The sequence below is a fragment of the Stratiformator vulcanicus genome, from assembly GCF_007744515.1.
GTDB classification, from domain to species: domain Bacteria; phylum Planctomycetota; class Planctomycetia; order Planctomycetales; family Planctomycetaceae; genus Stratiformator; species Stratiformator vulcanicus.
The window spans coordinates 5143463-5167222 of sequence record NZ_CP036268.1 but is presented as its reverse complement, the minus strand read 5'-3'; the positions used below and the strand labels follow the sequence as shown (position 1 = coordinate 5167222).

The following is a 23760-nucleotide window of genomic DNA, read 5'->3' as shown; positions in this document are numbered from 1 at the left end:
TCTTAGTTTTGTGTCGACTGTGCTTTAGAATTCGAAGCCAAGTCGGACGGTGAAGCCGTCGAGGCCGAGGTCGTCATTACGGCTGACGGTGTTGCCGGCTCCGAACCAGACCTGCGTTTCCCAGGCGACTTGCACCGAGAAGACGGTCTTGGGGGAAATCCAGATACTCCATTCGCCGCCGAGTTGGCTTTCGGCGATCGGAATCAAGTCGTCGTTGCGGAACGAGGCGAAGGTCGTGTTGTTCGTCGTGCCGCCCGCGGTGATGACCCCGTTGGCGAAGCTGTTCAGATCGTCGCGGTGTCGACCATACAACATCGAGCCTCGGACGTTGGCGAGGATCGAGAACCCGCTGCACCCGATCGGGCGTCGCATTTCTGCGAAGATCGTCGGACCGATACCGTCGAACCGTCGGCTCGACGCGGCCCCGCCGACGATGTCGTCGCCATTGTAGTAGATCGACTGATAGCTTTGCTCAAAGCGACCGTAGCGAAGACCACCGCCGACATTAAAGAGCCAATTATTGAACTTAATACGTTGCGACATTTCGGCGTCGAAAGCACTGACGTCGAGATTGCCGGTGGCAACGATGGAATCAGCTTGGAAGTCGCCGATCGCCGTGGCCCCGTTGGTACCGCGGATCGGAGCGAACTGCATGCCGTCGAGATCAACGATGATGGTTTCGCCGACCGCCGGGGAGGCGAATTCCGTCTGTGCCCGTTCGTCGAAGGAGAAGTAGCGGAAGCGTCCGCCGAAGTCGTCCGGACCGATGTGTTCGAGCCAGACGCGATATCCGGTTTCGAAATCATGTCCGAGCTCCTGATTAATGATGGAGTTCGGTCGCTCAATAAAGAAGGCATCGTTCGATCCGAATCGCGGCTTTAAGAACACGAAGTCAAAACCGAAGGCGAGGCCTTTGCGGCAGCCGTTACCGCCCCCGTAGCCGTGATAGAGTGAGGACGACATTCCGCCGCAGCCACAAGCGTCGCCGCAGGAGCCGCAACCGACTTCGGGGACGCCGCAACCGGTGTCACAACCGCAGCCGCCGCCATTGAAAGCCGGGCTGCCATCAAAGACCTGTTCGCCATAAGGCGAGGAGTAGACCGGGCCGCCTGCTGGAGCGATACCGGGATATTGCCCGCCGCCCACGACGGTTTCAGGCGCCATGTAAACCGGATTCTGACTGGTTTGTTGAAAAGGAGCCGCTTGAGCAACCGGTGCGGTCGGCTGCATCTGTTGCATCGGCGGCATGGCCTGCATTTGGGGAGCTGGCTGCATTTGCGAAGCGGGGGCTGCCGGCGGCATTTGCTGCATATAAGCTGTTCGCTGGATGGGCTGCCCGTAAGGCATCTGCTGCATCGGTGTCATGTTCGGCATTTGCTGCATGGGCTGGCCATATCGCATCGGCTGGCCGAACGGCATTTGCTGTGTCGGCGCCATCGCCTGCATCGGCGGTGCGTACGCGGGCGGAGCCGCTTGAGGCATCGGCGCGGCTGGCGGCATGCCTTGTGGCAGGAAGGCCGGCGGTGTCGCCTGAGCCATGTGCATCGGCTCGATGGATTGACCACTCGGCGGAGTCAGGTAGACGTCCGGCGGTGTGTCGAACGCGTTCAAATCGCTGTAGTCGCTTTGAGCGACGGCGATCGGGGCGTCCGTCAGGGGGACCGCATACGCCCCGCCCGACTCTTGAAGTTGAGCGATACCGGGCCGCGAGGCGAACGCCGCGACCACGAGGACGACCGCCCGGCCGAAGCGTGCGGCAGAGAGACGAGCGTGCTGAGACATGCCGGTGGACCTTCTAAAGCGGAGGGCAGACGTGAAGTCATGCGGCGGACGAACTCGTCTCGGAGTGCGAATGCACGAACCGATGGCGAGGACGCCGTCACGAAGATTCGATTGGAATTGGATAGGGGAGGTTGATCGCCGCCGACACGTTGAAACGTGCGGACCGACTCGGGCATCTGGCTCATAGAGAGCCGGACGTTCATCCCGGGTAAGGCCGAATTGTGACGGTGGAAATCGAGACTATTGGAGAGAGGTGGCGGGGGTTTATCATCACGAGCCGAATCCCGTCAAGAGTACTTGGGGTGCGAATCGAATTTTCTTTTCAACTCGATCGAGCGTACTCAGGCAATTATTGTCGATCACCCGTAGGGCGGGCTGTGCCCGCCGGCCGAAAGGCGATAACTGTTAGCCGAGAACGTTTCGCTGATACGGATTGCCGCCAGATCGAATTCAAGTCCGGATCGAAATTGACGGAAAAGGCCGACCGATATAAAAGCCGCGAGTGAAATCAAATCGGGGCGTACGATACGCCTCTGGCGACGCGATCAAAGGCGGTCAGGGATGGACTTAAAATCGGCACGCGTGTTGGTCACCGGGGGCGGCGGATTCCTCGGATCATTTGTCTGCGAAGAGTTCCGTGCTCAGGGCTGCGAACAGTTGTTCGCGCCGCGGTCGGTCGACTTCGATCTCCGCAGCGAACACGACATCAGCCGGATGCTGGTGATGTACCGACCCGACGTGGTCGTGCATTTGGCCGCCGTCGTGGGGGGCATCGGGGCGAATCGCGACCAACCCGGACTGTTCTTCTATGAAAACGCCGTGATGGGCGTGCATCTGATCGAACACTGCCGCCGGGCCGGCGTCGAAAAGACGGTCGTGGCCGGGACGATTTGCGCTTATCCGAAGATGACACCGGTTCCCTTTAAAGAAGACGAGCTCTGGTCGGGCATGCCGGAAGAAACCAACGCCCCCTACGGCCTCGCCAAGAAAATGCTGCTGGTGCAGTGTCAGGCGTATCGCGACCAGTACGGCTTTAACGGCATCTACCTGATGCCGGTGAATCTGTACGGCCCGCGGGATAATTTCGATCTCGAAACCTCACACGTCATCCCGGCGATGATCCGCAAATTCATCACCGCGCGGGACAGCGGCGCCAAAGAGGTCGTCTTCTGGGGCGACGGTTCGCCGACGCGTGAGTTCCTGCATGTTCGCGACGCCGCCCGCGGCATCCGGCTCGCCNGCGAACGCTATGACGAATCTGATCCCGTTAACCTGGGCAGCGGGATGGAGATTTCCATCCGCGACCTCGCCGAGACGCTGCAGCGTGTGACCGGCTTTCGGGGCGACATCGTCTGGGACGAAACCAAGCCCAACGGCCAACCCCGCCGCTGCCTCGACATAACCCGCGCCGAAGAACGCTTCGGCTTCAAAGCCGCGATCGACTTCGAAACCGGCCTGCGCGAGACGTGCGAGTGGTTCGAACAGAATCAAGACGAACGCCGCGTTGCGTAGAGCATTCGGGCAGGGTTGTCCCTGCTGCTGAGGCATCGAATGTGATATGTGGCCGGTAGCTGAATGCTCTGGCGGCTTTGCCGCACGGACGTTGTCCGTGCCACTCGGGATTAAGTCCACGCGTGGCCTATTTGAGTGTGGCCCGGACACCGTCCGGGTCGCGCAGCGACAAGAGCATTCAGGCAGAGGTTGCCCTGCTGCTGAGGCATCGAATGTGATATGTGGCCGATAGCTGAATGCTCTTGCGGCTGCGCCGCACGGACGTTGTCCGTGCCACTCGGGATTAAGTCCACGCGTGGCCTATTTGAGTGTGGCCCGGACACCGTCCGGGTCGCGTAGCGACAAGAGCATTCGGGCAGAGGTGTCCCTGCTGCTGAGGCATCGAATGTAATCTGTGGTCGGTAGCTGAATGCTCCGGCGGCTGTGCCGCACGGACGTTGTCCGTGCCACTCGGGATTTATTAATTTCCTTTCGGTGTCGGCCTCCAATTCTTTCTTAATAATTTCGAACGGCATCTTGTGCCTGTCGGCACCCGGCCATGAAAGGCCGGGCTACCCAAGTCTTGCTGGTAGCTGACAGCCGATAGCTGACAGCTCTTAAAAAAAACGGACGCGCGCCCGGCAGTTTTGCCGCGGCAACATCCGCCGCATGGGATCAATAGAGACCTTGCGGCCTCACCCACCGGCGGGGTGAAAAGAGGGGGTGCACCAATCCTCTACCCTCATGGGGATGGTTGCGCGGGGGCATCCACTGCGGCTCGACCGGGAGGAAATTCATAGTCCCCGGCGAGCCGCTTGGCGAGTTGAGCAGCCTTAGTCAGAAATCCAAGTGAAGCGGTAAATCTTGTTCGGCTCGAGGTGGTCTTTGAAATCTGTGATCTCATAGACGTTGGTGTGGACACCGAGTCCCTTGGCCTTACTGAGCGTGAACCGCTTATCGAAGTCGGTGTCGAATACTTCATTTTGTGACAGTTGCGTCGAATCGGTGACTTCGACGACTTTCACGTAGTCTTTGCCTTTGGGATGCATGACGATCCCCTTCCACCACATTTTCTTTTGGGTGCGAAGCTCGACATAGCAAATATTCTCAGCCCGTCCCAACGCCTCAGGCCGTTCGGACACCGTTACTTTGATGATGTCTCCGTCGTCCAGTTTGGTTTCGCCGTCGAGATCGTCAAAATCGATCTTGTACATCGCGACTTTGTCTTCGGAGAACGCTTCTCGGGGCATCGCCACGAACACGGCGAGCATCGCAAGCGAAAGGCACGATAGGCCAACCAGGCGGGCAGCAAGGGTCATCTTCAGCTCCTAAGGGGTAACGGAGCCACGATCATAGTGGCGGGCCTGATGGGATTGCGAACACAAAGTTGAACAATGCCGGAATATTTCCCGCCCTCAGCCCTGCGGCTCGGCAAAGTGCCATTACGATGAACCGCGTCGTTCAAAACGTGCAGCACTCATTCCGCAGATTTCACGCGGAGCATCTTTAATTTCGATTTCAATCGAGCGTGACTCGTTTTGTCTTCGGGCAACGGACTGTCTTTAAAGGCCGGAAGCAGGTGCTTCCAAATCAGATCGAGTTGCAACTGCATCTGGCTGGTCTTCGCCGTAATAGCGATCACGGCATCGTGCTCAGGCAGGACGAGGCAGATTTGCCCGTCTCGGCCGTCGCCGCGAAATGCGTTGTGGCGACATTGCCAGAATTGAAAACCGTAGCCCTGTCGCCAATCGGCATTGCCGGAGTGCGGGCCGTCCGGGTTGTCGATTTGAAGGCTCGTCGCTTTCGCCACCCACTCTTCAGGCACAAGCTGCTTCCCGTTCCACTTGCCGCCTTGCAGCAGGAATTGTCCGAACGCCGCAATGTCTTCGGTGCAGATATAGAGGCCATAACCACCGATCGTAATCCCCTGCGGATTCTTGTCCCACCGCGGGTCTTTAATTCCAAGCGGGGTGAATAGCCGCGGCTTCAGATAATCATTCACTGTCTCGCCCGTCACTTTCTGCACGATCGCCGAAAGCATAAACGTGCCCGGCGTGCTGTAAAGAAAATCCGATCCTGGTTGCTTAACTACGGGCGTGGCGAGGAACTTCTCGACCCATTGATCATCCGGCTCCATGTGTGGAATCGGGTCGTGTCCGGTCGCCATCGTCAGGAGGTCGCGGACTGTCATCGCTTTCAGGTTGGCCGATGGATCGTCCGGAGCTTCGTCGGGGAAAAATGAAAGCACCTTGTCATCGATCGAGAGCTTACCTTCCTCGACCGCCAGGCCGACCGCCATGGACGTAAAACTCTTACTTAATGACCACAAAATATGCGGTTTGTCGGCTGCTTCGGGCGCCCACCAACCCTCCGCAACAACCCGGCCATGCCGCACCAGCATAAAGCTGTGCATCTGGTCGACTTGCTGGTCGGCTGCGTTGACGAATTCAAGAATTGCCTCGGACGAGATCCCCTGCGACTCCGGGCTGCTACGCGGCAGCCGATCCGCATTTGAATCACCGCCGACCGACGGCGACGCGTTCAAAGTGAGCCAGACCGCAGCGAGGAGTGGCACGAAACAAAGTTGTAGTCGCATGGCGCATTATCCCGGAAAAGGCGATGTGAGGTGGTTCCGAACTGCTTGCAGCAGTTTGGCTGAAAACCATCGTCCGCAGGACGGCCAGCAAGTTCAAATGAGAGCCCCTCTAATCGCGAAAAGCATCACATGGTCTGTCGGACTTCAACCGAAGGCTGAGCACCTTCATTCGATATAGGCCCATCATCCGGGGACCTAATGTTCGGGACGCCTCATACTTCACGATTCAAGAGAAAGATCTTCTGCGGCGTTTCCTCTCATATCGAGCCCGGAGAATAGCTGAGCTGACTATCAGGCCGTTTCGAGTGGAGTTGGAAACTCAGCCCGCGGACAAGCCACAGGTGACGCTCGGGCGAAAGTACTCGTGTTATGTGAGTTGATGCGCACCCAAAATTCTCCGATTCTTCGCAAAAGATGCATGGTCAACAATTGTCTGTGCAACTAACATGTTGCGTAGGGAGCGCAAAATATGCTGGAACATGATTTCGACACGAGTATCGGCTTTTGGGTCTTCACCGCGGCGCACGCGATGGAGGCGTCGATGAACGAAGCGCTTGCGCCGCTTGGGATTACGTCGCGTCAGGTGCAGATTCTGGGCTGCCTGGCGGTGCACGGCGAGATCACGCAGAACGAGCTGGCTGAGAAGCTGCGGGTCGAGCCGTCCTCGGTGGTGCGGATGCTCGATCGGATGGAGCGGGATGATTGGATCGAACGGGTCGTCGATCCGAATGACCGCCGGAAGCGGATCATCCGGGCGAAGGAGCGGGCCGAGCCGGTCTGGAATTCGGTCCGCGAAGTGATGGCCCCGATCAAGGCTCACGCGATGAGTGGGGTCAGCGAAAGCGAACTTGCGACCGCCCGCGGGGTCCTACAGAAGATTTGTCGCAACTTGTCGGCCGACGTGCCCTGCGAATTGCAAAGCGAGAAAGAGATTTCGGCGGCGATCTCACGCTGAATTGTCTTGACGCAATACCAATTGGATTTGTCCTGATGAATGTCGTTTCCGCATGTTTTCGAGCCCTGATTCCTTTGGGCATCATCGCGGCCGGATTCGCCGCGTTCTTTGCGTTGGCGTCGATTCGAAAGCCGCCCGAACCGAAAGACGTCGTCGCCCCGGTGCCGCTCGTCAAGACGGTGCCGGTCGCCGAGAAAGTAGTGCAATTTAATATTGAAGCCGACGGAACAGTCGTGCCGCTGCGTGAGATCTCAATTTCATCGCAGGTCGAAGGACGAATCGTCGAGCACAATCCGAAGCTGCGGGAAGGGCGTTTCATTACAAAAGATGAAATGCTCGTCAGGGTCGATCCGGAAGATTACGAGCTGGAGATATCACGGCTTCAGGCGGAATTGGGTGAGAAACGTACCCAATTGTCTGAGCTGGAAGTCGAGATTCTTAATACCGGTGACTTAATCGAAGTCGTTCGCGAAGAGCTTCAAATTCGGAATCGTGAAGTCGCCCGTCAACTACAGCTCCAGCGTCGCGGCGCGGGCACGGCGACCGGGCTGGAAGAAGCTCAGCGGGCCGAAATTCAAGCCCGCAATAGTTTGACGACCTTGCAGAATCAATCGAAGCTCTTAGAAGCCCGCCGACCGCGATTGCAGCATAGTATCGATCTGGCTCAGACCCGACTTGAAAAGGCTCAGCTTAATTTACGTCGCACCTCGATTCGGGCTCCGATCGACGGGCTCATCGTCACCAATAATTGTGAAGAGGATGGCTACCTCCGCGTGGGCGATCAGGTTGCCGTGATTGAAGACACGTCGGAAGTCGAGATCACCTGCTACCTCGAGATGCGGGCGATCGCGTGGCTGCGGACACATCCGCCTGCCGGCTGGCAACCACCCGAAGGACCCGAAGGTGCCTATGCGATTCCCGAAACGCCGGTCACGGTGACCAGTGAAGTCCTCGGCAATAAATATGCATGGGAGGGTACCCTGTCGCGGTACGATGGGTCGGGGGTTGACACCCGCACGCGGACGGTGCCGTGTCGAGTGCGTGTGAAGAGTCCTCGTTCCGTATCGACGCGCGGCACGTTGACCGACATGCCGATCGCGGCCCCGGCTTCGCTCGTTCGCGGCATGTTCGTTGACGTCGAATTACATACGTCTCCGAGGGATCCGATCCTCACGGTCCCAGAGAACGCCGTCCGTCCCGGAAACATTGTCTGGGTCGTGCGTGACGGCCGTCTGAATATCTTAAGATTGCCGTTGGCTCACATCTCAGGAGATGAGTTCTTAGTGCCACCGGAAGGTTCGCCAATCGAGCCGGGCGATCGACTGATCGTCTCCCCACTGCCGGTGACGACCCCCGGAATGGAAGTTCGCGAAGAACGGCTCGACATCGAAGCGCAAGCGACGCTCGACGAGGTCGACCGCGGGTAGAAATCTCCTTCTAGCTGCAACGAAGTGTTTCTTAATCAAAGTAGGGCGGGCTGTGCCCGTCAGAGTTAATCACAACGATCAATTCGCTTCAATGATTCACTAAGCACCGGCCACGTTCAACGGCGGGATTTGACCCGTCCTACGAATTATGAAATCACTTGTGACTTGGGCGCTCCGCAACACGCCCGCAATGAACACGCTTCTGGTGGCGCTGCTCGCTGTCGGAGCATTGTCGATGTTCACGCTGCGTCGCGAAGTATTTCCGGAATTTGAACTTGAAGTCGTTGTCATTACGGTCCCGTACCCCGGGGCCGATCCGGACGAAATCTCCGAGAGCATCTGCGAAAAGATCGAGGAATCGGTCAGCGGGATCGAATATGTCAAAGAAATGACTTCGATCGCGCAGGTCGGCCTCGGCTCGGTCGTTCTTGAACTCGACGCAGATGTCCCGAATGTTCAAAAGGTTCTTAACGAAGTCCGTAGTGAAGTTGATCAAGTTGCGACGTTCTTCCCGGAACTTGCGGAAGACCACGAGGTAAAGCAGCTCACTCTCAGGGAGGCGGCGATCCGCGTCGGCGTGCTCGCACCCGATACGAAATTGGGGGACGACGCCACGGAGCGGCTCGAGGCGGAACTTGTATTGCGAGAGCTTTCGGAACAGGTTCGCGACGAACTCGTTCAACTCGATGCGGTTTCGCAGGCTAATGTGCAGGGGGCGAAGGCTTACCAAATTGATGTCCAAATCTCTGAGGACATGCTCCGTCGCTACGGCTTAAGCCTCACGCAAGTCGCGACGATCATCCGCGATGAAAACGTCAAACTGCCCGGCGGGACTTTAAAGAATCCGTCGCAGGATGTTCTGTTAAAAGGAGACAACCGCCGCAAGGTGGGCGAGGAAATCGAAGAGCTGCCGCTCGTCAGTGATCCGGGCGGAACGGTGCTCACGGTCGGCGATCTGGCGGTCGTGAAAGACGGCTTCGTCGACACGACCTCCGAGACCTATATTAATGGCCGCCGCGGAATGATCATTTCGGTCGACCGCACGAAGGACGAAGACCTGCTGAAGATGGTCGCCGAAGTCAATAAGTTTGTCGCCGGACGGTCGATGCCGGCCGGCTACGAGTTAATCACGATGGACGATCGTTCCGTCGATGTTGAAGACCGCATCGAATTACTCGTGCGGAACGGGCTGCAAGGGCTGCTGCTGGTCTTTATCGCACTCGCGGTGTTTCTAGAATTGCGGCTGGCCTTCTGGGTGGCGCTCGGCATCCCCATTTCGATTTTCGGTTCTTGCATCATTCTTTTTTACGGCGATCAGACGCTCAATATGCTCAGCCTGTTCGCCTTCTTAATGGGTTTGGGAATTCTTGTCGACGACGCGATCGTGGTCGGCGAGAACATTTACGCTCATCGCGAAATGGGCAAGTCGTACTGGCAGGCGGCCATCGACGGCACGGCCGAGGTCTTTGCCAGCGTCGTCGCGGCGATCTCGACGACCATGATCGCGCTCGCGCCCATGTTTTTCGTCAGTGGCGTGATGGGCAAGTTCATCGCGGTCCTTCCTCTGGCACTGATGGCGTGCCTGTTAATTTCGCTTTTTGAGAGTCTGTTCATTCTGCCGTGTCACCTCTCGCACGAGGCGAAAAAGCCGTGGTGGGGCAAAATTCCACCTGTCTTAAGGTACGTGCTCGGCGCATTTGTGGTCCTATTAATCGTCGAAGGGTCGCGGCGTATTTTCTTAGGTCAAGATGTGGGACTGCTGGTTCAGATCATCGGCACCGCAGTCTTGTTAGGACTCGTCTACGTGGTCTTCGCGCTGCTGGGCGTGCTCGATTTCGCCTTCAAGTTGGATAAGGTCGTGACGCCGCGGGCCGACGGGGCGCTCGACTCATTTATCAGTCGCGTTTACGAGCCAATGCTCCGCTGGATGTTGTTCCGACCCTTCACGTCGGTGGCCGGGGCAATTACGCTGTTGCTGGGAACATGCGGCTTCGTGGCGGCGGGCTTTACCCCCTTTATCATCTTCCCGAAGCTCGACAGCCCTATCGTCCAAGCTACGGTGAAATTTCCAGACGGGACACCCGCGGACGCCACGCGAAAGGCGACCAAACTCTTAGAGCAGTCCCTGTTCGAAGTCAGTCAACGTTACGCGGTTGACGGGAAAGAGCCGGTGAAGGTCGCCCGGCGGTTCGTCGGATACTTAATTGCCAACGACACGACCGGGCAGCAGTCGCAATCTGACGGTACCCACCTCGGACAGGTGTTCGTCGAGTTGATCGACACCGCCGAGCGCGATGTCTCGAGCCAAGAGCTTGTCACCGAGTGGCGCAAGGCGAGTCCGGAAATTCCGGGAATCGACTCGCTGACTTTCGAGAGCCCCAGTTTCGGTCCGGCGGCGAAGTCGATCGAGTTCAAGATACTTGCTGACCGGTCGGCACTCGAATCACAAGCCGAGGTTGTCGAGAAAATTAAAGAGAAGCTGGCGACTTACGAAGGCGTGTTCGACGTGGCGGACGATGATCAGCCCGGCAAGGCCGAGTTCAGCGTCACGGTCAAGCCGGACGCCTTGGCGCTGGGTGTCTCGCAAGCGGAATTAACGCAGTCGTTGCGAGCGGCTTATTTCGGAGAAGAGGTTCAACGTGTGCAGCGCGGTCGCCATGAAGTCAAGATTATGGTCCGACAGCCGACGGAGGATCGCAAGAGTCTCGCCGATTTCGAACGCGTGCGCGTGAGAACGCAGGACGACGGCGTGCAGCGACCGATCACGGAGTTGGCGGACATTGAGATCGGCCGCGGGCCTTCGGAAATACAAAGGCTCGATCAACAACGCTCCATTACAATCAGTGCGGATGTCGATGAAGCCGTCGGCAATGCGGCGAATATCGTGGCCGATCTGAGGGCCGAATTTATGCCCGGTATTTATAAAGAATATCCGGGCATCTCGGTGCGGTGGAAGGGTCAGGCCGAGCAGCAACAGGAATCGTTCGAAAGCCTGCTATTCGGCTTGCTCGTCGCCTTGGCAATTATGTACGTGCTGCTGACGTTGGAGTTTAAGTCGTATCTGCAGCCCGCGATCATTATGGCGATCGTCCCGTTCGGCATTGTTGGTGCGATCTGGGGGCACGCGTTCATGGGGCTGCCGGTTACGCTGTTCAGCCTGTTCGGCATCGTCGCGCTCACCGGTGTGGTGGTCAACGATTCGATCGTGCTGATCGACTTCATTAACCATCGAATTTCGGGGGGAATGAAGCTCGAAGAGGCCTTGATTGAAGCTGGTCGCCGGCGATTCCGCCCGGTCATGTTGACAAGCCTCACCACCGTCTGCGGTTTGCTCCCCATGCTCACGGAACGCAGCTTCCAGGCACAGATCTTAATTCCGATGGCCGTCAGCCTGAGCTTCGGCTTAATGCTTGCGACGGTGCTGGTCGTTTATTTGGTGCCTGTAATCTATCTTCTCTACGGAAAACTGGTCGACGTCGAACACCACCGCGGAATCTTCAGTGGCGACCCGGATGAAGAGGAGGTACCTGCCAGTGACAAAGATCTCGCGGCGCCGATTTTTGCGGGCTCGTCGTAATAAGGAGTGAGCGGCAAGGAGTGAGCAAAACCGTCAGTCCCAATAATTGAACAAGAGCTCGCCGAGGCAGGTCGGTTTCCAATACCTGATATCTTTGAGTTCGATTAGGGCAAGTTCATTTAAATCGCATGCGCTCAGCGGAGTCAGCAAATCGGATGGTGTGAGAACGCGATATGTGCCTAACACTTTGAATGCGTCTGCGAGTCGGTCGTGGTCGATGAATTCGTGTAGCACTGTGAATTCAACGTGAGGATACTTTGCGAAGGCGAGACATTGTCCGGCTAAATTCAATAAGATCTTAACGCTTCCGCTCGGAGTCGAAATTACCTCGTAAATGAAGCTTTGGTAGTACGGCGGGTCGTCATCGAAGTTGACAACGTTGCCCCCGATCATGCGGGCCGCAGTAAAGCAGTGAGCGCGGAAATCCGCCCGCTCGGAATGTGCGGGGGAATGACCGGTCGTTATGCCACAGGTCAGGCGCATCAGCCCACCCCCGGCAGCGATTCCCGCTCGACCAGCCAGCGGTCGGGGATGGGTGGCGGATTTGGTTGCGACGCGATGATGCCGCCGACGATCGCGCAGTTCGTGTCACGATCACCGAGGGCGGAGATGGTTTGCCAGAGCGCCTCTTCGAAATCGTAGGCGTGTCGAGCGGCGAGCCACAGGCACAGTGGGACGGTATCGGGCGCGGTAATCTGATCGCCGTTGCCAAGCACGGTGGCGGCCCGGCCGATCGATACTTTCGCGCTTAAGTCACGGGCGGTGACGATGCCGGCACGCACGTCGCCGTCAGGCGTTCTTATAAGAACTTCATGAAAGAGTGATTCGCGGAAATCGGCAGGATCGGTCTCGTCGCGATTGGCGAAGACTGCCGCGGCAACAGCGACCGCGATGGCAGCGGCGCGGCCCTCGGGATGGGCGTGAGTGACCTCCGCCGAGCGATCGGCTTCCTCGACAACTCGATCAAGATCGTCGGCAAAATAAGCCCCCAGCGGGGCGACCCGCATCGCGGCTCCGTTACCGAACGAACCCTGCCCGCCGAAGCTCTCGCGTGACAAAGTTCGCCAATTCCCCGCATCGGCGATCGCCCGCAAGAGCTGAGAAGCCCCGCTGCCGTATCCTCGACCGGGTTCTTCCCGCCAACGCTCGGCAAACTCCCGAGCGAGTTCCTCCTGGTCGATCTCACCGCGCCGCGCCAGCACGTGACAGATCGCCAATGCCATCACCGTATCGTCGGTAAACTCCCACGGCCCCACCGGCAACTCACGCTGGTGAATGAACTCCGGGAAGTAAAAAAACTGCTGCCCAAAAGCATCCCCAGTAGCAAGACCGTTCAGCGATCGACGCAGGTTGGGGAGGCGGTGTTGGGGGGGCATTGGTTGCGACCTCTTGAATGTGACACAGAAGGACGAATCACTGGCGTGGGATTCCATTTGAGCGTGATACGGACTCTTATTCATTTCAACCAGATGGGCCTTTGACTGGATTGCTGTTGGCGTCGATTCAGTGCCCTTTTTCACCCCGCCGAACCTGCTCTAGACAGAAATCGGGCGATCCTTAAAATTCGCGGCCCCGTCCGGGGGCGGTTTGTTTGTTGGCTCCCGTGTCCATTCGTCCGAACGTGCCTCGCCGACCCGCGGTGGGGTGAGCTGGGAACGAGTGGCCGCGTGATCGGCAGGCGGGCTCTCCCGGGAACCACTTCGTCGCTCGGATCCGTGACGAAGACATCGGTGTTGCGGCCCGTAACCGTGATGCCAAAGTGGCGAAAGCGTCCCCGCGCCCTTCGTCCGACGACCCAGACACGATCCCGAGGTTCTTCCGATGGACCGGAAGCTTTGGTTGATTTGCGTCCTCACCGGCGCAAGCGGCTGCATTCATTCGCCTCCCGCCTATTACGGCGCTCCGGCTGCGCCCGGCGGTTACGTCCAGCCCGGATACGTGCAGCCGGGCTATACGCAGCCCGGGTTCCAGCAGGGACCGATCATCAATTCTCCCGGAACCACGTTCCCCGGCGGGAGCGGGCCGACACTCGCTCCACCGCAAGGGGGCGGTAATCCTCCGCCATTCAATGGAGGTACCGGAGGCGGCGGCGGAAATGACTTCGGAACCGACCCCAATCTCGTTCCCGGATACCGCGATCCGACCAGCAACGACTTCGGTGGTGGCAACCCGGGAAATGATCTCGGTAATGACGACTTCGGAAACGGTGACTTCGGCAACGGTGACTTTGGAGGCGGCAGCGGCTTCGGCGAACCGCCTCTTGATGACGGCTTCGGCAATCCGCCCGCGGGTGGAGGCGGTCCGTCGAACGATACGCCTTTCTTCCAAGGCACAATGAATCCGAATGAGCGGACGGGAGCCCTCGCGCAGATCCAGTCACGCAGTTGGGATGACCCCGGCGAACTTCCGGGGCGGCCGCAACCATTGGCTGAATCGAACGTCAATTTCGGCGCTCGGCCCCAAGAGGATCTTCCCGGTCGCCCGAACCGCGGCGCGATCCGGCCGGCGGGTCACGATAATCCGGCACGACTGAACACCGGAGGAGGACTGGCCGCGGCTGATTTCGAGACCGACTTCGGTGCCGTGCCGACCGGCCGCGAAGCATTCGGTACTCCTCCGAACGCCGAGGCCGACTTCGGAGCGTACCCGACGGGCCGGGAGGATTTCGGGAGCAATCCGGTCGCAGAAGCACCGAGCGATCCGCCCGAAGACGGCAAGCTGTTCGGGTACGATCGCCGAAAATACCGCTGGCTCAAAGGCATGATCAGCTACGACGAGCGACAGCGGAGCTGGAATATCATCTATAACACCTCGCCGGGAATTGATGACGAATACGGCGGCTCATTGACGTTGGCCGACAGCGGACGGCTCAGCAAATTTAAAACTAACGACATCGTTGAAGTGGTCGGCACGGTCGATCGAGCTGCGGGTGTTGACGAACTCGGCAAGCCGAAATTTCGAGTCGACACGGCCCGCATCATCGGGATGGCGCAGTAGTCTCTGCTCGAATGAAAGTTTTGAAACGACAAGTACGAAGTCGCAGCGACTCGATCAGTCGCCTTTCGCAGGCTTCAGTAATCGACGATCGGTTGCGCCGCAGGCTTTTTAATTCCGGCCGGTTCCGATTTTTTGAACCTCTCTCGGCCTTGCTTGTTGACGGAGTCGGGACAATTCCGGATGGTGCCGGACAGTTATTAATGTGTTCCGGATCGGATCGATGCTGACGCGACTGCTCTACGTCCTGCTTTGTCTGGCACTGCCCGTGGCGTGGGGTGTGGTCGTGAACTGGATTTTTGATCTGATCAGTGGAACGCGGCGACGGGATGAGCCTTCGTCGCCTGAGTATCAAATTTAAGCGGGCCACCGTGTCACGACTATCTGAGATCAACCGCCCGTGACCGAGGCGCCCCCGACTGCCCGAGACATCGCCTACGAGGTGCTGACCGATCGTCGACGCGACGTGTTTGCGCAAGACCGGCTCGACGGCTACTTCCAGAGGCGCGAGGTTCGGGACGATGATCGCCGACTCGCGACCGAGATCGTGTACGGCATTATCCGTCGGCAGGCGACGCTCGACGCGATTCTTCGAGCTTGTTCGAGTCGATCGCGATTCAAGACCGAGGCGGAGCTGTGGACGCTGCTGAGGATTGGCGTTTATCAGATGGCAATGCTCGATACGATCCCGCCGCACGCGGCGGTGCATGAGACGATTGAAGTCGTGAAGCGCCGCAAAAAAGATCGCTGGATCGGCTTCGCCAATGCGGTGTTGCGGAAAGCGACCGTGTTGGTGACCGATATGGCTGCGGACGAGCCCGGACGCGATACGTTCCCGCTGGCGGGCGGTGGATTTCGACGATGTGCCGAGCCGGTCTTTCCCGATCCGGCGAAGGACCCGGTCGGGTATTTCTGCGACGCGTTCAGCTTTCCCCGCTGGATGTCCGAGCGCTGGATGAAACGGTTCGGACGCGATGACCTGCACGAAATCGGCCGCTACTTCGACCACGCGGTCCCACCTTCTTTGCGCGTCAATTCGCTCAAGGGGTCACGTGAGGCTCTGCTCGAAGAATTTCAGGCGGCGGGGGTGGCGTGCCGGGCCGGGGCTCATCCACTGTCGATTCGGCTGGCTCGGCCGATGGTCATTGATCGGCTACCCGGGTTCGCAGAGGGTCGGTTCACCGTGCAGGACGAAACGGCGATGTCGGCTGCCGATACGCTCGCGCCGCAGCCGGGGCAGCGGATTCTCGATTTGTGTGCTGCTCCGGGCACAAAGACAACCCATCTGGCCGAATTGATGCGGAACGAAGGAGAACTTGTCGCGACCGACCTGAGTGACAATCGTGTCCGCCGAATCGAGCGCGGTTGCCGTCGGCTGAGTTTGACGATCGTCAATGCCATCGCGATTTTAGAGTCGGGCGAGGGCATTCCGCCGGGCGAATTCGACGGCGTGCTGGTCGATGCCCCCTGCACGAACTCGGGTGTACTCGGCAAACGCCCGGAGGCCCGCTGGCGTTTGAAGCCGAGTGATGCGACGGTGCTGTCCGAAATTCAACGGAAATTGCTTGCCCGAGCGCTTGAACGAACCCGATCCGGCGGGCGTGTGTTGTATTCGACATGCAGCATTGAGCCGGAGGAGAACGAACAGGTGGTGCAGGCGGTACTGTCGGGTCGCGACGAGTGGCGTCTGGAATCGTCGCGGTTGTTCCTGCCCGGCCGACCCTCGGATGGCGGCTTTCAGGCGCTGCTGGTGAGAGATGCTTGAACCGTATCGGCCCGGTCTTCGTTGCCAGTGGGAATTCGGCACGGCATCGTATGCGAAGTCTGGATTTCTTGAGAGCCTGTCTGTCGTAAGTCTGTTCCGAGGCAATCATGCAGCAGCTCAACGATCATGTCGCCAAGGCCGTGAAAGGGCTGCGAGGGCGTATGACGCCGCCGCAGGTGCGGGGTCGTCTGATCAAAGAAGGCCTCAGCCCGGCCGAGGCGGAAGAGATTTACGATTTGGCCCGGGAGAAGCTCAATAAAGAGAATCGTCAGCAGGGGGCTAAGCTGGCCGAGTACGCCGTTTACGTGATCTGTGGCGGGGCGATCCTCTGTCTGCCGTTCGGTTGGGCGATCCCGTTCACTTTCGTTCTGGTCGGTGGTCTACTGCTGATGGGCATCGGAACGCTCGTCTGGCTGACCGGGATCACGGCCGTTGATGGATAAAGGCGCTCCTCGCCGTCGAAAGCGAACGAATGCCAAGTGAGAGGTCGACGCCCGGCGTCTCGTCTCTAGACTCTCATCCCCCAAGCCCCAATCGTCACGCAGCGACTGATGCCCGAAGGTCATAAGACACATTTTGTTGCGCAGCAGCACCGCGAGCGATTCAGCGGGCAGGCTATCAAGGTTAGTTCTCCGCAGGGGCGGTTTCGAACCGATGCGCGAAAGGTTGATGGTCGCGAGTTGGCCGACGTGAACGCAGTCGGCAAGCACCTGTTTTACGACTTCGGCGACGAAGCCCCCGGTCGATTCGTGCATGTTCATCTGGGACGCTATGGAAAATTTCGGGAACACGAGTTACCGCTGCCGCAGCCGAAGGGGCAGGTCCGAATGCGGTTCGTCGGTCGCGATGTCGGCTTCGATCTGACGGGTCCGACGGCGTGCCGCGTGATCGACGAGCGGGAGCATGAGCGCGTTTGTAAACGGCTCGGCCCCGACCCGCTCGATCCGAAGGCCGATGCCGACCTTGCGTTCGCGAAGATTTCCAAGAGCAAGAAAGAACTCGGGGCACTGCTGCTCGACCAATCGGTCATCGCGGGGACCGGGAATATTTTTCGCGCCGAAATTCTCTTCGAACTTCGGCTCGATCCGACTCGCCCCGGCAATTCGTTGACCCGTTCGGAATTCGACAAGCTGTGGAAAACGACGGTTCGACTGATGAAAGTCGGACTCAAATACGACCGCATTATAACTGTCAGCCGCGCTGAAGCGGGCAAGCCGCTGTCGCAGTTGGCCAATGATGAACGCTTTCGCGTTTATAAGCAGCCGCGGTGCCTGAGCTGCGGTTCGGAGATCGTGCAGTGGGAGCAGGGTGGTCGGCAGATGTTCGGCTGCGGAATCTGTCAGGGTTTCTCGTTGGATTGAACCTCATCGCCGCGTTTCACCCTGTGTCTGCGCCAACGGCGCGCGGCTTCGCCCGAGATGGCGAAGGGTGTGGCGATCATGAGAAAAATCATTGCAACAACGCCGTGACGACCGGTGCCGAAGAATAGGATCGCGTACTGCAATCCGGTCGCGGCGAAGATCATCGCACTCCCGAACAGCACAGCGATCGCGAAACAACCCGCACTTTGGTCGCGGTTTGAAAGAGAGGGCATTTTGTGCTCCGCTCACCGGCCCTTCGCGGCATTCACAAACGTGTGGAACAGGTCATCGTCCGCGAGTTCCTTCTGCAATTTGTCGAGTGATCGCGTCAGCAAGACCCGCGTTGCACCGTCCGATTTGCCGACGCGGTCGGCAATTTCTTTGCTCGGCAGGCCGTCGACATAGCGAAGTTTGAGCACTTCGCGATTGAGTTCCGGCAGTTTCAGGAGCATGTCGCGCATCCGTACAGCCCGTTCGTCGCGGACCACGGCCGAGCTGGCGCTGGTGAGACTCACGGAGAGGATGTCGATCAGCCCGCCCGCCTCTGACCCGGCGGCAGCCTTTCCCGCCTGTAAGCCGACTTCTTTCGAAGCGGAACGTTTTTGGGCTCCGACGTACCGCCGATGGGCATCGACGATCCTGCGGTCACACAGACTGCACAGCCAACCGAAAGGATCGCGGTCGCCGAACTCGACATCGGCGAAACCGGACAGCGCGCTCATCGCGGCTTCCTGCACGATGTCGGACGGTTCGACCTTCTGCCGTAGCTTCGAGCCCAATTGCCGGTCGACATAGGCCGTCAATTGCGGTCGTTTCAATTCGACGAACTCGGCGAGGGCGTGCGCGTCGCCCGAACCGATGCGTTGAACCAGATCGGCCTCAGCCGTGTTATCGTATTCGGGCGGCATTGCCGAACCTTCCGCTTGTAGTGCGATCCCCGGAATGGATGATACACGATTACAATATGCGATGCGGAATCTGTCGGCGGTGGTTAATGGTGGCGTGCGGGCGGCATCGGAAGAACGCCGGGCCATTGCGTCCGGGGCAAGGGTCGACTCGGGGTGGAAGATCGATTCCATCGTGACGGCAATTTCGAGTCGAGATTGGTGAGGCGACGGCGGGTAGGCTGACCGTCTTGGGGTTGGATCGCGTTGCGGACATGCAGAACGACGAAACAACCAGAGCGGTTCCGGATGCGCCGACCCACCTCGCCGACGAGGAGTTCTCGGAGACGCTCAGTGCGTTGACGAACGCGCTGGACGCCCTGATCGCCGATTGGTCGGCGCATCCCGATCGTCCGCCCGATCTGGGACGGTTCATCCCGCGGGAAGGTCCATCGCGGTTGATGACGCTGGTCGAACTCGTGAAGGTCGACCTTGAGTACCGCTGGACCGATCGGCGTCATCCCAAGACGCTCGACGCGTACGGCGATGAGTTTCCCGAACTCGCGAAAGACCGCCTGTCGGCCGATCTCATTTACGAGGAATTTCACTATCGGGCGCGGGCCGGGGACGAAGTGACCCGCGAGGGCTATCTCAAGCAGTATCCCGTCCAAGCGGGCGACCTGGCCCGGCTGTTGCAACTCGACGACCCGTTCCAGTCGACGCGCATCTATCAGGGGCGGGCTGAGGTGACGGTCGAGTCATTCGAGCCGGGGGACGAACTCGACGACTTCTCACTGCTATTGAAGCTGGGCGAAGGGGCGTTCGCGAAGGTCTTTCTCGCTCGTCAGCAGTCGATGCAGCGGCTCGTCGCGCTGAAGATCAGCAGCGACAGCGGCACCGAACCTCAAGTTCTGGCCCAACTCGATCACGATCATATCGTGCGGGTGTTCGACGTCCGGACGCTCGCCGGGAGCGGCATCCGGCTGCTCTACATGCAGTATCTGCCCGGGGGAACGCTCCTCGACATCGTTCGTGTCCGCAAGCATACCGACAACCGGCAGGTCGACGGACGCGTGTTCGGTCGCGCCTTGAAAGCGGCTTTGGAATCACGCGGGGAGACGTTACCAACCTCTCGCAGCTATGAAGATTCGAGTTGGTCCCGCCTTATCTGCCGGATCGGTACCGGATTGGCTCGCGGGCTCGCGTATGCGCATCGCCGCGGCGTGCTGCACCGAGACATCAAGCCGGCGAACGTGTTGCTCACGGCCGACGGCACGCCGAAACTGGCCGACTTCAATATCAGCTTCGGTAGTGACGTCGAGGGGGCGACGGCCGATTCGTTCTTCGGAGGCAGCCTCGCTTACATGTCGCCGGAACAACTGGCGGCTTGTCATCCCGCACGACCAATCGCTCCTGACGAACTCGATGCGCGATCGGATATCTATTCGCTCGGCGTGATGCTGTGGGAATTGTTGACCGGCGAGAGGCCGTTCGACGACCCGGTGACCGGTCGTGATCGACTGACTCTGCTTGATGAAATGATCGAGCGGCGACAGGCCGGACCCGATCCGGAGTCGCTCGATGCCAGCGGCACATGCACCAACGGGCTGCGCAATGCACTGCTGCGGTGCCTCGACCCGAATCCCGAGCATCGATTTGACTCGGGCGAGCGGCTCGCCGAGCAACTGGAGCTTTGTCTGAATCCGCGGGCCGAAGAAATCGTATATGCCCCCGAAGGTGCCTTGCGATCGTGGTTGCGGCGGCTCGCGCCGCTGGCGTTCATTGTTCTGGCCGGGACGCCGAACGGCTTGGCCGCGTTTTTCAATTACAGTTACAACCGGCTTGTCATCATCGATTCGATCAAAGCCGTTGGATTGGCGGACCGATTCGAGTTGCTGCAAACGTGCGTCAATGCGGTGTTCTTCCCACTCGGCCTCGGCATCGGGATCGCATACGCGTGGGCGACCTGCCGGGCTTCGAGCCGGGCGGCCCGAGGCGTGAGAAAGCCCGATAAGTATCTGACCCGGCACAAACGGCAGGCGCTCGACTTCGGGCACGTGGCGTCGCTGATCAGCGTGACGCTGTGGACGATCGCGGCGATGATTTACCCGGCTGCGATTCGCATCATGCACGGGCCGGGAATTCGAACGATCGAGTATGTCGAATTCTTCGGCTCGCTCGTTTTGTGCGGACTGATCGCGGCAGCGTACCCATTCTTTTTGGTGACTTTTTACAGCGTTCGCGTGCTGTACCCGCCGCTGCTAAGGGTCAATTTGGACCTGCAAACCGATCAGGCATTGCTGACACGCCTGCGGCAATGGTGCTGGGTGTATCTGGGGATTGCCGCATTGATCCCGCTGCTGAGCGTGATGGCTTTGACCTCGCTGGCGCTGTACGACGCCGACGCGGCACGGCAGACGGGATGGGTCTTGGTCTCCTTGAGCGCCGGAGGCCTGTGTGGTTCTGGCCTTGCGGCGTTGTTGTTTCGGAAGATTCTCGGCGACTTCGATGCGTTACTGAGCGCGGCGCCGCGCTGAATTTCTCTGCACGACGTGGGTGATGATCCGCGCTCGTTGATGTCGCAAAAATGATCGCGTGTCGGCTTCTCGTGGCAAGGCGGGCCTTCGTTCCGGGTTTCTCCTGATGTCCGATAGGGGGCGAATGGCATGGCGGACGGTCCGGTCAACCGGAAAATCCCACCTGTCCGCACTTATCGCCGGAAGTTGCCAAAGTTCACCAGTCCCCATTTGCGTTCGGTTCGGTCGCGCGACAAGATAAGGACATCGGCTACATGGGGGGTTTAGGAAAACTTAACATTGGTCGGCTAGGTTTTATTTGAAGATTGATGAATTTGGGGTTTGCGGCGAGTCGCTCATCCCCTCGCGTGACGGCGGACGGCAGGAGGGTCAGGCGGCAGTCGGAGGTCGGCTCGGTCAGTTTTGATTTCCAGAGTTCGGGAATCGGGCCACATTTCTTCATAGGGTCTTTTTCAAGGAGACATTGGGATGCGTTTTTCGGGTTGGATGGCCGCTATCGCGGTCTGTTGTGCTCAGGCGGCCTTCGCCGGGTCGTGCGGCAGTGAGTGTGGCGAAGCCGCACCCTGCAGCGATTGCGGGCCGGCGAGCTGCGGCACCACGATGGTCGAAAAGACCGTCATGAAGCCGGAGTATGTCACAGAGACGCGGACGGTCACCGAAACCGTTTGCGTCCCGGAAGAGCGGACGAAAACCTACACGGTTACGAAGAAGGTCCCCGTCACCGAGACGAAGACCCGCACCTACACCGTGATGGTTCCGCAGACCACGACCGAAACGGTGACTTACACCGTCAAGGTTCCGGTCACCAGCGAGGTCGAAGAGACCTACACGGTCATGGTTCCGCAGTACGAAACCAAGACCGGCACCAAGACTCACAAGAAGATGGTGCAGAACGAAGTCGAGTACGAGTACACCGTGCACGTGCCGAGCTACGAGACCAAGACCGCGACGAAAACCGTCTGCAAGCCGGTCTGGAGCGAAGAGGAATACACCTACACGGTGAACGTTCCGACGTACGAAACGCGGACCGCGACCAAGACTGTCAAGAAGGCCGTCTGGAGCGACGAAGTCGAAGAGTACACGGTGATGGTTAAGAGCTACGAAACCAAAACCGCGACCAAGACCGTCAGCAAGCCGATGTGGAAAGACGTCGAATACACCTACACGGTGCACGTTCCGACGTACGAAACCATGACCGGCACCAAGACCGTCCGTAAGCCGGTTTGGTCAGAAGTTGAGCAGGAATACACCGTGATGGTTCCGCACACGGAAACCCGCACGGCAACCAAGCACGTTCAGAAGTGCGTTCCGGTTACCAAGACCAAGACGGTTTGCGTCAACGAAGGTCACTGGGAAGAACGCGTCTGTGCTTCGCCGGCTCCGGCCTGCGGTAGCTGCAACAGCGGCTGCGATAGCTGCGGCACCTCGGCTCCTTCTTGCGGCAGCTGCGAGCAAAAGACCTACAAGGTCTACGTTCCCAACGTCGTTCAAAAAGAAGTCGAGTACACTTCGTACGAATACGTGACTGAAGAAGTCCCGTACGAGTACAACGTCACCGTCTGCCATCCGGAAACCCGGACGAAGATGGTCAAGAAGTGCGAATACGTCGATGAAGAGCAGACCTACGAATACAAGGTCTGCAAAATGGTTCCCGAAACCAAGACCGCAACCAAGAAGGTTTGCGAGTACGTGACCGAAGAAGTTCCGTACGAGTACACCGTTTGCAACATGGTTCCGGAAACGCGGACCCGCACCAAAAAGGTCTGCAACTACGTCGACGAAGAAGTCAGCCATGACTACACCGTCTGCGTCATGACCACCGAAGAGCGGACCGGCACCAAGAAGGTCTGCGAAATGGTCAAGGAAGAAGTTCCTTACGAGTACACCGTCTGCACGATGGTTCCGGAAACGCGTACCGGTACCAAGACGGTTTGCGAGTGGGTGAGCGAAGAAGTTCCTTACGAGTACAAGGTCTGCACGATGGTTCCGGAAGAACGCACCCGGACCAAGACCGTTTGTAACTACGTCGACGAAGAACGCACCAAAGACGTCACCAAGACCGTCTGTGTCGCTGAAGAGCGCACCAGCGAGTACGAAGTGACGACCTACGAGTGTGTTCAGGAAGAAAAGACCAGCACCTACACCGTGATGGTCCCGCAGACCGTCGAAAAGGAAGTCGAATACACCGTCTGCAAGATGGTCCCGCACACGGAAATGGTTGAAGTTCAGGCTTCTTGCCCGACGACGACCTGTTGCAGCCCGGCCCCGACTTGCTGTGAGCCGGCTCCGACCTGCTGTGCACCGAAGAAGTCGAAGTGCGGTCTGTTCGGTATGCTCGGCCTCTAAGCCGATCGACTGACACTGACTGACAATGAAGAGCGGGGCGGCCTT

General features: G+C 58.9%; 19 protein-coding genes. 12 read left to right on the top strand and 7 right to left on the bottom strand.

Annotation, left to right across the window (positions count from 1 at the left end; genetic code table 11):
- Nucleotides 1-24: 24 nt before the first annotated feature.
- Entirely contained in the window at nt 25-1782 is a 1758-nt protein-coding gene (locus Pan189_RS20785) for an Lpg1974 family pore-forming outer membrane protein (RefSeq protein WP_145365996.1), read from the bottom strand.
- A gap of 561 nt (nt 1783-2343) precedes the next feature.
- Between Pan189_RS20785 and Pan189_RS20780 the strand changes: the two genes are divergently transcribed.
- Nucleotides 2344-3294: a GDP-L-fucose synthase family protein gene (locus Pan189_RS20780; protein ID WP_145365995.1), complete on the top strand. Its 951-nt coding sequence runs from the start codon at nt 2344-2346 to the stop codon at nt 3292-3294.
- A gap of 812 nt (nt 3295-4106) precedes the next feature.
- On the opposite strand, the gene Pan189_RS20775 is transcribed toward Pan189_RS20780, so the two are convergent.
- The gene (locus Pan189_RS20775; protein ID WP_145365994.1) at nt 4107-4592 is read right to left on the bottom strand and encodes a hypothetical protein; all 486 of its coding nucleotides are present in this window, start codon (nt 4590-4592) and stop codon (nt 4107-4109) included.
- 158 nt (nt 4593-4750) lie between these two features.
- Nucleotides 4751-5869, bottom strand: a complete 1119-nt coding sequence (locus tag Pan189_RS20770; protein ID WP_145365993.1) for a serine hydrolase domain-containing protein — start codon at nt 5867-5869, stop codon at nt 4751-4753.
- Nucleotides 5870-6338: 469 nt separating this feature from the next.
- Here Pan189_RS20770 and Pan189_RS20765 point away from each other — a divergent pair, with 469 nt between their 5' ends.
- The 3 genes from Pan189_RS20765 to Pan189_RS20755 all read left to right on the top strand — a co-directional run bounded on the left by Pan189_RS20765 (nt 6339) and on the right by Pan189_RS20755 (nt 11828).
- On the top strand, nt 6339-6824 hold the full coding sequence (locus tag Pan189_RS20765) for a MarR family winged helix-turn-helix transcriptional regulator (protein ID WP_145365992.1): 486 nt from the start codon (nt 6339-6341) through the stop codon (nt 6822-6824).
- Nucleotides 6825-6859: 35 nt separating this feature from the next.
- The gene (locus tag Pan189_RS20760; RefSeq protein WP_145365991.1) at nt 6860-8251 is read left to right on the top strand and encodes an efflux RND transporter periplasmic adaptor subunit; all 1392 of its coding nucleotides are present in this window, start codon (nt 6860-6862) and stop codon (nt 8249-8251) included.
- 190 nt (nt 8252-8441) lie between these two features.
- Nucleotides 8442-11828 (top strand): efflux RND transporter permease subunit, encoded by a 3387-nt coding sequence (locus Pan189_RS20755; protein WP_310820859.1) that lies wholly within the window; start codon nt 8442-8444, stop codon nt 11826-11828.
- A 33-nt stretch (nt 11829-11861) separates the two neighbouring features.
- On the opposite strand, the gene Pan189_RS20750 is transcribed toward Pan189_RS20755, so the two are convergent.
- Together Pan189_RS20750 and Pan189_RS20745 are read right to left on the bottom strand one after the other, a co-directional pair.
- The gene (locus tag Pan189_RS20750; RefSeq protein WP_145365989.1) at nt 11862-12311 is read right to left on the bottom strand and encodes a hypothetical protein; all 450 of its coding nucleotides are present in this window, start codon (nt 12309-12311) and stop codon (nt 11862-11864) included.
- A complete protein-coding gene (locus Pan189_RS20745; protein WP_145365988.1) occupies nt 12311-13204 on the bottom strand; it encodes an ADP-ribosylglycohydrolase family protein in 894 nt (297 codons plus the stop codon). Before Pan189_RS20745 ends, Pan189_RS20750 begins: the two co-directional genes overlap by 1 nt.
- Before the next feature lie 445 nt (nt 13205-13649).
- On the opposite strand from Pan189_RS20745, the gene Pan189_RS20740 reads away from it, so the two are divergent.
- From Pan189_RS20740 to Pan189_RS20725, 5 genes are all read left to right on the top strand, one after another.
- A complete protein-coding gene (locus tag Pan189_RS20740) occupies nt 13650-14825 on the top strand; it encodes a hypothetical protein (RefSeq protein WP_145365987.1) in 1176 nt (391 codons plus the stop codon).
- A 220-nt stretch (nt 14826-15045) separates the two neighbouring features.
- A complete protein-coding gene (locus Pan189_RS21560) occupies nt 15046-15183 on the top strand; it encodes a hypothetical protein (RefSeq protein ID WP_310820857.1) in 138 nt (45 codons plus the stop codon).
- Nucleotides 15184-15222: 39 nt separating this feature from the next.
- On the top strand, nt 15223-16587 hold the full coding sequence (locus Pan189_RS20735) for a transcription antitermination factor NusB (protein ID WP_145365986.1): 1365 nt from the start codon (nt 15223-15225) through the stop codon (nt 16585-16587).
- Nucleotides 16588-16694: 107 nt separating this feature from the next.
- Entirely contained in the window at nt 16695-17030 is a 336-nt protein-coding gene (locus tag Pan189_RS20730) for a hypothetical protein (RefSeq protein WP_145365985.1), read from the top strand.
- 108 nt (nt 17031-17138) lie between these two features.
- Complete coding sequence (locus tag Pan189_RS20725) at nt 17139-17948, top strand: Fpg/Nei family DNA glycosylase (protein ID WP_145365984.1); 810 nt, start codon at nt 17139-17141, stop codon at nt 17946-17948.
- Here Pan189_RS20725 and Pan189_RS20720 read toward each other — a convergent pair.
- A complete protein-coding gene (locus tag Pan189_RS20720; RefSeq protein WP_145365983.1) occupies nt 17927-18181 on the bottom strand; it encodes a hypothetical protein in 255 nt (84 codons plus the stop codon). The genes Pan189_RS20725 and Pan189_RS20720 overlap by 22 nt on opposite strands.
- A gap of 12 nt (nt 18182-18193) precedes the next feature.
- Nucleotides 18194-18856, bottom strand: a complete 663-nt coding sequence (locus tag Pan189_RS20715) for a sigma-70 family RNA polymerase sigma factor (protein WP_310820854.1) — start codon at nt 18854-18856, stop codon at nt 18194-18196.
- A gap of 34 nt (nt 18857-18890) precedes the next feature.
- Between Pan189_RS20715 and Pan189_RS21555 the strand changes: the two genes are divergently transcribed.
- The 3 genes from Pan189_RS21555 to Pan189_RS20705 all read left to right on the top strand — a co-directional run bounded on the left by Pan189_RS21555 (nt 18891) and on the right by Pan189_RS20705 (nt 23715).
- Complete coding sequence (locus tag Pan189_RS21555) at nt 18891-19058, top strand: hypothetical protein (protein ID WP_310820853.1); 168 nt, start codon at nt 18891-18893, stop codon at nt 19056-19058.
- 49 nt (nt 19059-19107) lie between these two features.
- Nucleotides 19108-21369 (top strand): serine/threonine-protein kinase, encoded by a 2262-nt coding sequence (locus Pan189_RS20710; protein ID WP_145365981.1) that lies wholly within the window; start codon nt 19108-19110, stop codon nt 21367-21369.
- Between the two features lie 468 nt (nt 21370-21837).
- Nucleotides 21838-23715 (top strand): hypothetical protein, encoded by a 1878-nt coding sequence (locus tag Pan189_RS20705; protein ID WP_145365980.1) that lies wholly within the window; start codon nt 21838-21840, stop codon nt 23713-23715.
- The last annotated feature ends 45 nt before the right edge of the window (nt 23716-23760 follow it).